At 60.9% G+C, this 7,564-nt stretch carries 11 protein-coding genes; 6 read left to right on the top strand and 5 right to left on the bottom strand.

Going from position 1 to position 7,564, the window contains the following annotated elements; translation table 11 throughout:
• Positions 1-282: hypothetical protein (locus AWB74_RS48000; protein ID WP_235024929.1), on the top strand; the 282-nt coding region annotated here is incomplete at its 5' end.
• 301 nt (positions 283-583) lie between these two features.
• Here AWB74_RS48000 and AWB74_RS46170 read toward each other — a convergent pair.
• Entirely contained in the window at positions 584-841 is a 258-nt protein-coding gene (locus AWB74_RS46170; protein WP_143749492.1) for a hypothetical protein, read from the bottom strand.
• Between the two features lie 50 nt (positions 842-891).
• Complete coding sequence (locus AWB74_RS42910; protein WP_061152572.1) at positions 892-1,107, bottom strand: CsbD family protein; 216 nt, start codon at positions 1,105-1,107, stop codon at positions 892-894.
• Positions 1,108-1,354: 247 nt separating this feature from the next.
• On the opposite strand from AWB74_RS42910, the gene ligD reads away from it, so the two are divergent.
• The gene (gene ligD, locus AWB74_RS47995; protein ID WP_235024928.1) at positions 1,355-1,729 is read left to right on the top strand and encodes a non-homologous end-joining DNA ligase LigD; all 375 of its coding nucleotides are present in this window, start codon (positions 1,355-1,357) and stop codon (positions 1,727-1,729) included.
• 283 nt (positions 1,730-2,012) lie between these two features.
• On the opposite strand, the gene AWB74_RS42900 is transcribed toward ligD, so the two are convergent.
• Positions 2,013-3,122 (bottom strand): YihY/virulence factor BrkB family protein, encoded by a 1,110-nt coding sequence (locus AWB74_RS42900; protein ID WP_061152569.1) that lies wholly within the window; start codon positions 3,120-3,122, stop codon positions 2,013-2,015.
• A 201-nt stretch (positions 3,123-3,323) separates the two neighbouring features.
• On the opposite strand from AWB74_RS42900, the gene AWB74_RS42895 reads away from it, so the two are divergent.
• Both AWB74_RS42895 and AWB74_RS42890 read left to right on the top strand, forming a co-directional pair.
• Positions 3,324-3,929 carry a ParB-like protein gene (locus tag AWB74_RS42895; RefSeq protein WP_061152568.1) on the top strand — a complete coding sequence of 202 codons (606 nt, stop codon included), beginning with the start codon at positions 3,324-3,326 and terminating at the stop codon, positions 3,927-3,929.
• A 24-nt stretch (positions 3,930-3,953) separates the two neighbouring features.
• Positions 3,954-4,445: a DUF421 domain-containing protein gene (locus AWB74_RS42890; RefSeq protein WP_061152567.1), complete on the top strand. Its 492-nt coding sequence runs from the start codon at positions 3,954-3,956 to the stop codon at positions 4,443-4,445.
• 324 nt (positions 4,446-4,769) lie between these two features.
• Here AWB74_RS42890 and nadE read toward each other — a convergent pair whose 3' ends face one another.
• Positions 4,770-5,501, bottom strand: a complete 732-nt coding sequence (nadE, locus tag AWB74_RS42885) for an ammonia-dependent NAD(+) synthetase (RefSeq protein WP_087039559.1) — start codon at positions 5,499-5,501, stop codon at positions 4,770-4,772.
• Positions 5,502-6,044: 543 nt separating this feature from the next.
• Entirely contained in the window at positions 6,045-6,341 is a 297-nt protein-coding gene (locus AWB74_RS42880; RefSeq protein WP_235024927.1) for a DUF6723 family protein, read from the bottom strand.
• Positions 6,342-6,633: 292 nt separating this feature from the next.
• On the opposite strand from AWB74_RS42880, the gene AWB74_RS42875 reads away from it, so the two are divergent.
• Positions 6,634-6,867 (top strand): type II toxin-antitoxin system ParD family antitoxin, encoded by a 234-nt coding sequence (locus AWB74_RS42875; RefSeq protein ID WP_087039558.1) that lies wholly within the window; start codon positions 6,634-6,636, stop codon positions 6,865-6,867.
• Positions 6,864-7,564 (top strand): chemotaxis protein CheB (locus AWB74_RS42870; protein ID WP_143749491.1); only part of this gene is annotated, 701 nt, incomplete at its 3' end. The genes AWB74_RS42875 and AWB74_RS42870, both read left to right, overlap by 4 nt.

Below are 7,564 nucleotides of genomic sequence, written 5' to 3'. Positions count from 1 at the left end.
AAGGCCGACACTCCCTATGAATTTCCGACCAGCTCAAATCACGGCGCGTCAGGAGAAGACACTCAGCCGCCCGCGACCGCTGGGGACGGCAATCAACGCGCAGCTTCACAGTCTGGAAACAACCAGTCGTCAGGCGACGACGCGCGCGCAAGTGTGAAAAACAAGCTCTCGGACATGCAGGATACTGTCGCTAAGAACTACAGGCGTGCGACGCAGACGACCGACGACTTCGTGCATGACAACCTTAAAATGCTATCGCCATCGCTGCACTCGGAGGCGTGATCATTGGCATGCTGGTTTCGCGGTAGACAGATGCGAACTGATGCACAGGCCATGGCGAGCGACGTATCGCTCGCCACGGCAGCAGAGCGCCGCTGACGGCTTGGCACACGGGCCGGAGGGCCGGACGGGCCGGCCACGCAAGTCCGCCAGATACTACTGCTGAGCGCGCCGCGGGTCCGCCGGCCGTTGGAAGAGGAACCTTTCGCTCTTCTATCCTCCGCTGGCGCGATATGCTGGACTGGCCGCTTGTTGACACTGAACGGCCTCTCGACACACCCACGTCGGAGAGGCGGATGGCGCTTTACTGTTTCATTTTACCGGTCGCCTTTCCGTTTGCGTCCGCCCCAGAAGCGCCATCCGGCGACATGCCCTTTTCACGTTGCTGCATCAGTGTCGGGCCGCCTGGGGTGCTTGCCCCGCTAGAAGCGCTGTTGGCCGCTTGATTCGTCGTGGCGCCGTTCTGAGTCGTCGGTGACGGAGCCTTCTGCGTGGTTTGCGCAAACGCACTCCCGCTTGCTGCTACAAGGAGGACGCTTAATAGAGCTGAGATGCGATTCATGGCTGTCTCCGGAGCCTTACACGGCTTCCCTCATTCTTGAACCAGATAGATTACGGTGCGACGGAACCGTGGTCACGATCCACCGCCTCACGGGCTGCGTCCTTCGCATCCTCTTCGGCGTTGCCGACTTGCTTTCTGGCCTCGCCAGCTATTTGCTGTGCGTCGCCCTTTGCCTCCTGTGCGGGATCGCCCGTCATCTTGCCGACGCCCTCATTGATCTTTCCCTTCACCTTTTCTCCGACGCCTTTCACCTGATCTTCATGCATGGCCGTGCTCCTGACGCGCCTGCGGATCGCAAGCGCACAGAGTGCCGCAAAAAAGATGCCTTGAAATACGGGCCATCTATAGCGAGACAAGGAGGTCAGAAATCACTGAGGGCGCGGCGGGCCCTGCTTCACGAGTTGATCGCTAACACCGCAGGCGCACTGGTCGGGCTCGCTCAGATGAGCGTCGCCGAGATCCACTCGTGGAACGGCGTGGCGCCCGATCTCGAACACCCCGACCGTGTCGTCTTTGACGGATCCCGATCCCGCGCTGCCTTGGTCCACGATGTTGGAAGCCGCATCACTCATCAAAGTCGTCCTGGATGAGCTCGGCCTGCGTTCATTTGCGAAGACCAACGGACCAGCGGCGTTTAGGGTTTTCACATCGCCGTGCCGCTCACCCGCCGACAGGGGGGAGGAGGTCAAGCTTTTCTCACAAGCGGTCGCACAGCACATGACGCGCGTCGTGCTACAGCGATTTTCAGCCGTGCTGGCCGCGAAAAATCGAGTCGGCAAGATATTCATCCACTATCTGTGCAATGGTCGAAGCGCCAGCACGGTGGCCGCGTTCTCCAGTACGCGCCCGCCCGGGCACGGCGGTATCGATGCCGATATCGTGGGATGAGTTGAAGGACGTAAAAAGCGGTGATCAGTGAACGACGGCGCAAGCCATCCACCAACAACGCACGCTCGCCGCGGACCCCGTGGGAAGGCCGCTGGCGCACGCGGCAAGAACTGCCGAAATCGTCGATGGGCGGATAGTCGCGCCCTGCCCGGCGCGCGTGCATCGCCGTATACGCCGCGACACCGAGCGATGCGACCGCGGCGCCGCCCAGCAACGCCTATGGCGTAAGTCATGACCTGCTTTTCGAAGCGGACATGCGCTATTCCTTGAGGTGTGGCCGCCCTCATCGTTTCTTGACGGGCGAACGATGCGAGCCTCGCGTGAAAATGAACAGGCCCGCACCCGCGGCGGCGATGGCGAATCGGCTCGGATTGGCCTTCACAACGTTGACGCCGTTCGCAAAGAGTCGCGTCCAGATGGTCGCGCCCGATTCGACGAGACGCACGGGGGGCGCAGGCGCGATGGCATCGTTAACGGCGAGCACGGCTGGCGCTTGTGCCCCTTTCGGCGCCCTCGCCTTCGATGCTTCCGGCGCGTGTTGATCCCTGCCCTCACGCACTTCGACGCGCGAGGCCGCCGCCTCCGCGCCGAGCAGCAGGACGGCAGCGGCGAAATACAGCCACATCAGAAGCACGGCGAGCGAGCCTGCCGCGCCGAACGCATTCGCCGTTCCGGCGTGCGTGAGATAGAGCGCGAAGAGCTTTTTGCCGACGGAGAAAAGCACAGCGGAAATTGCGCCGCCCACCAGCGCATCGCGCCAGGGCACGGGGCCATCGCGCAAGTACTTCAACAGGGCAGCGAACGCGCCGGAGAGAATCACGAGACCAAGCACGAACTGCACGATGTCGCCGACGATAACAAGCGGTGAATCGCCGAACACCCACTTGCCCGCCGCCTGAACCGCGGTGTCCAGCACGAGCGATACGATCAGCAGGAACGCGACGCCCATGACGAGGCTAAAGGAAATCAGACGCACCTTGACGAGCGTTGCGACGCCCGATTTTTGGTCGGCGTCCTTCGGCCAGATGACGGAAAGCGCCGTATTCAACGATGAAAACGTCGCCGACGCGCCGACCGCGAGCAGCACGAACGACGTCACCGCCGCGATGCCGCCGCCGCCGCTTCGATGCGCATGTTCGACGATCGCCTGCACGCTCGCGGCCGCATCCTTTCCGAGCATGCCGCTGATCTGATTAAACAGTTGTCCCCGCGCCGCTTCCGCGCCGAACACGAGACCGGCGACGGCGATCACCATGACGAGCGTCGGCGCAAGCGAGAACGCGGAATAGAACGCGATACTCGCGGCCATCGGTGCGGCGCGATCAGCGCCGAAGCGTTTGAAGGTGCGAACGGGCCATGCGAAGGCGCCGCCTATCAGCGATTTAACGTCCATGGCTTGTCTCCGGCGAATCGTGCTTGTGCCCGAAGCATCGAAAGTGCCAGCGTGCACTTAAGTGGCGGGAACGACGAACGGTTTGCGTGCGCGTCTTTAGGTTCTGTAGCGTTGCGCGGCCCCGTGGCGCGGAGATTGCTCGCGCCACAGGCGGGCGGACCTCGTGGCGGATCAGCCCGCCCCAGCGGCCGACGTACTGCATTGGAGAACACGACGAAGACGCTAAAAATCGAACAACTCCGTCCGACACAGCTGACGCACGGTTTGCGCGAGGTCCGGCAAAAAGCGGAAACGTACCAGAGCCTTGAGGGTCACGAGCTGGAAATGGCCATTGCGGAGAAGCCTGTTCCGATCCTCTATGGCCCGGCAGGCGCGGCTTACGCGATCGACCATCACCATGTCGCGGCCGCTCTTTGGAGAGCGAGAATAAGGCGCGTTCCTGTGGTGCTCGTCAAAGATCTTTCGGCGCTTTCAAGCGCCGAATTCTGGCTGACGCTGGAAAACAGTCGCTGGACGTATCCGTACAACGCTCTTGGTCAACGCGTGTCGTTCGCAGACATGCGCGAGCACATTTGGGATCTGGAAGACGACGAGTTCCGCAGTCTTTCCGCGTCGGTTCGCGATGCGGGAGGATACGAGAAGACGACCGTCCCGCTGGAGGAATTCCGCTGGGCCGATTTCTTTCGACAGAACTTCCCGCCGCCTCAAACCGATGCGGAATTCGATTCGCTCGTGAAGAAGGCGCTCGAATTCGCGAAGACCAAAGCCGCACTGGGACTGCCAGGCTATCTGGGTCCCAGTGACTGAGCCATTCGCAAAACAGAGAGAGCGATGAGCCTGCTGCTAACCGTTTTCGGCGAAGGAAAAGACCTCGACTCCTTGCAGATGGCCGCACGCACCGTCGCGGTGTTCTTCGGCGCGCTGGCGTTGATACGCATCGCGGGTCGGCGCTCGTTCGGTCAACGCTCGCCATTCGATTACGTCGTCGCAATCTTGCTGGGGGCAACGCTGAGTCGTGTCATCGTGGGCGCTTCGCCCGCCATACCTACTGCCATCGCCTCACTGGTGATCGTGTTGATCCATCGCGTTCTTGCGTGGGCATGCGTGCGTTTGCCTGCGCTGGAAAGACTCGTCGTCGGCGCGGAAAGGGAAGTCTACAAGGACGGCCAGTTCGACGAACAACAGATGTCGGCCGCTCTCATTACAAGGACCGATGTGTTCGAAACCGCGAGGCAGGAACTGCACTCGACGACGCTCGAGGACGTAGCGGCAGCCATTCTCGAACGTAACGGCCAAGTGAGTTTGATACGCAAGCAGAAGTGATCCGCCAACAAGGGTCGATCGCCCACCAGACTGCATGCCCCCATTCGGCTTTCACCCGGATTGACGATGCCGAGTGGGAAGTAATGGACCTATCCTGCGGACCGACTCTCCGAGCCATCGTTGGCAGCACACGCGACTCGTGAACGCCGGGCGGACCGAAGGTGTTAAAGCCCACAGCAACGGCCGGGTCACAGCGCATCACTCATCGAAACTTCGACCAGTAGCACCAACGCCATGCCACGCCGCTGCGATGTGGGTTTTGGCAAACCGTTGCGTTATGCCGTTTCGCCGAACGCTTGGAAAGCACCGGATTTAGTCGCGCGGTCAGCTTCGACTGACCTCGACGGGAAGTGAGCGCTTGTGACCGGTCGCTGTGTAGAATCGGTGTATTGTTGTCAGCACCTCTTCACTGACTTCTTTGCCCTCAAGGAAATCGTCAATGTCCTCGTAACTAATGCCGTAGCTGTCCTCATCGGGCCGCTGCGGCGTGAGCGATTCCAGATCCGCAGTCGGCACCTTCATGACGAGCCGCTCCGCCGCACCCATGGAGCGTGCCAGCGCGCGCACCCGTCGCTTGGTCAGGCCAGAGAGTGGCAGAATGTCCGCACCGCCGTCACCATACTTAGTGAAAAAACCCATCAGCGATTCGGCAGCGTGATCCGTGCCAATCACGACACCGGCGCGCGCGCCCGCGATTGTATATTGCGCAATCATCCGCTCACGTGCCTTGATGTTGCCAAGGACGAAGTCCTTCTGGAAGTCATCCGTGTACTGGGCGCCCGCTCGCTCAAGGGCATCAAGCATTTCATCGGAAGGTCCTTTGACGTTGACCTCGAAGGTCTCGTCCGGCCGCACGAAGTCCAACGCGAGGCGCGCATCGTTTTCGTCGCGCTGCGTCCCGTAGGGTAGTCTCACTGCGACAACACGGGCAGTCCGCAGCGACACCGATTCTCGGACGGGCGGCGCCGCACTTCCATCGTGCAGTTCGAACGCGAAACGATGGACCTCCTTATGCCCTTCCGGCAGCTGAGTATGGCCCCATATTGTTGCTTTCATGCTTGTATGTCGCGGAATTTTTCTCGGAGATGAGCAAATATCGTGCTGAAGTCTGTCGGGCAAGACCCCGGATTCGAGAAACTGTCCGAACGAACGGGGCCACCTCGCTTCGCGGGGTCGTGCTGCCGGATCGACGCGCAACGCGAACGCAACCACGGTCGCGCCATGCGCGAGTGCCAGTTGAGTCAGCGTTCGCGGCCTACGGATCTCCGTCCAGATACTAGTAAGTGCGCGTCATCACCGCGGGCGGAATGCGCTATGCGTAGGCGCGCAGCGCCGTGCAGTCCCTTGCGTGTAAGTGCGATTGATGGTGGGGTTTCCCGGAACGGGGAGGCGCGTTGACGCATGAGCGCCCCTCTTTGCCGTCGTCTCCGTCCTCGTCATCAGAGGACGGGAAACGGTCAGGATCCGCGGCGCGAGTCATCAGCAGGGTCTTATTTATTCCTTAAGGGCGCCAACCTCCTCGCGCGTTTCGCCCGCGGCGTGCTGAGCATCGCCCGCTGGATCTGCCGGTATCCAGATCACCGGTTACTGAGAGGCCTTTTAGAGCTCCGGGTAGGCAAGATCGGCGCTGACGATTTCCTCGCCGCGTTGTTGTGCCGCACGGATGGCCTCGTCTTTAGTCGAATATCGACCGATAGCATCAACGCCGTCAAAAGGATAGAGAAGCCGCCCGTCCGTGACTCTTACAACCTTCAACGTCCCGAAAAACCCAGCCGTCTTGCTCCCACGGTACGAGGCATAGATATGGAAGTCGTCTCTACCGACCGCGGGTTTGGGCAGACTCTTTCCCGCTGGGTGGAAGACCAGCTCTGGGCGTTTTCCAGTTACATGATTCATGCATCACCGCCAGCTCGGGACAGATGGAAGGACTCGCGCAACAGGCAGGGACCCCACTCAATGAAGTGTTCCGGCACTCGTGCGAGTCGAACACTTGCGGTAGCGCAGGAAAGATGCCGGAACAATCGGCGTGGACAATATGATCGACGTCATCTCTGCGGACAGGTTGTGCTGAATCACGGCGGACTCGCGGCCGTGCGCGCACTGGACCGGATCAGATGACCGAAATGTATAACCGGGATGCGCTCCAAAGGATAGTATTGGATGTTACCCATCCGGTTGTGAGTCGCCCATGCCCAGCAAGTACGCATTCAGCATCAGCGTAACGGAACATCTTTCCTCGTTCATCAGAGCAGAAGTCGCCACCGGTCGCTACAGTTCGGCCAGCGAAGTCGTCCGCGCAGGGCTACGGCTCTTGGAGGAGCAGACGTCACACCGTGCTTCGTCGAGCGGCAAAGCTACTGGCCGATCGAAGCGGCCGACACTGGCGGACGACAAGGCGCGCGCTCGGTCGGAGAAAGCATGACATCAGCGGCGGATTTCCCGATTGTGGGCTTAGGCGCCTCCGCCGGCGGGGTTGAGGCACTGGAGGGCTTTTTTCGCGGCATGCCTGAGAAGCCCGGATTGGCGTGCGTAATCATCACCCACCTGAGCCCGAATCGTGAAAGCATGCTGCCGGAGATCGTGTCGCGCTTCACCGCCATGCCGGTGCGCGTCATTACCGATAACACGGTTATCGAAGTCGACACTGTTTATCTTTTACCGACCGACGCGGTTGTGACCGTGGAGGATCGTAGGCTGCACGTCCATGCGCAGGACTCGCACCGACGAGAGCGCAGACCCATTGATCTCTTTTTCAGCGCACTGGCGACCGACGTGGGCGAATTGTCCGCCGGCGTGGTGCTGTCCGGCGGCGACTCGGACGGAACACTGGGCATCAAGGCCATCAAGGAGCGCGGCGGGCTCACACTCGCCCAGGTGGCCGACGGGTTTGGTCCTCATCATTCAAACATGCCCGAGAGCGCAATTTCCAGCGGCCTGGTCGACTTCGCCATACCCGCAGTACAGATGGGCGCCAAGCTGGCTCGCTTTGCAGCGGGTAGATTCATGCTCGATAAGCTGGTCGGCGCTGCCGATACGCAAATCGAGAGCGCCGCTTTTGACGAAGCCCGCAATGCAATCTACACAATCCTGCGTCACCAGGTCGGCCATGATTTCAGCGG

This window comes from Caballeronia arvi (genome assembly GCF_001544695.2).
Taxonomy (GTDB): domain Bacteria; phylum Pseudomonadota; class Gammaproteobacteria; order Burkholderiales; family Burkholderiaceae; genus Caballeronia; species Caballeronia arvi.
This window is presented reverse-complemented; position numbering and strand designations above follow the sequence as displayed.

Excerpts from the sequence above, each read along its gene's own strand:
- nadE (WP_087039559.1), bottom strand. The coding sequence starts at position 5,501 with ATGAAAGCAACAATATGGGGCCATACTCAGCTGCCGGAAGGGCATAAG.
- AWB74_RS42910 (WP_061152572.1), bottom strand. The coding sequence starts at position 1,107 with ATGCATGAAGATCAGGTGAAAGGCGTCGGAGAAAAGGTGAAGGGAAAG.
- AWB74_RS42890 (WP_061152567.1), top strand. The coding sequence starts at position 3,954 with ATGAGCCTGCTGCTAACCGTTTTCGGCGAAGGAAAAGACCTCGACTCC.
- AWB74_RS42900 (WP_061152569.1), bottom strand. The coding sequence starts at position 3,122 with ATGGACGTTAAATCGCTGATAGGCGGCGCCTTCGCATGGCCCGTTCGC.
- AWB74_RS42875 (WP_087039558.1), top strand. The coding sequence starts at position 6,634 with ATGCCCAGCAAGTACGCATTCAGCATCAGCGTAACGGAACATCTTTCC.
- AWB74_RS46170 (WP_143749492.1), bottom strand. The coding sequence starts at position 841 with ATGAATCGCATCTCAGCTCTATTAAGCGTCCTCCTTGTAGCAGCAAGC.
- AWB74_RS42880 (WP_235024927.1), bottom strand. The coding sequence starts at position 6,341 with ATGAATCATGTAACTGGAAAACGCCCAGAGCTGGTCTTCCACCCAGCG.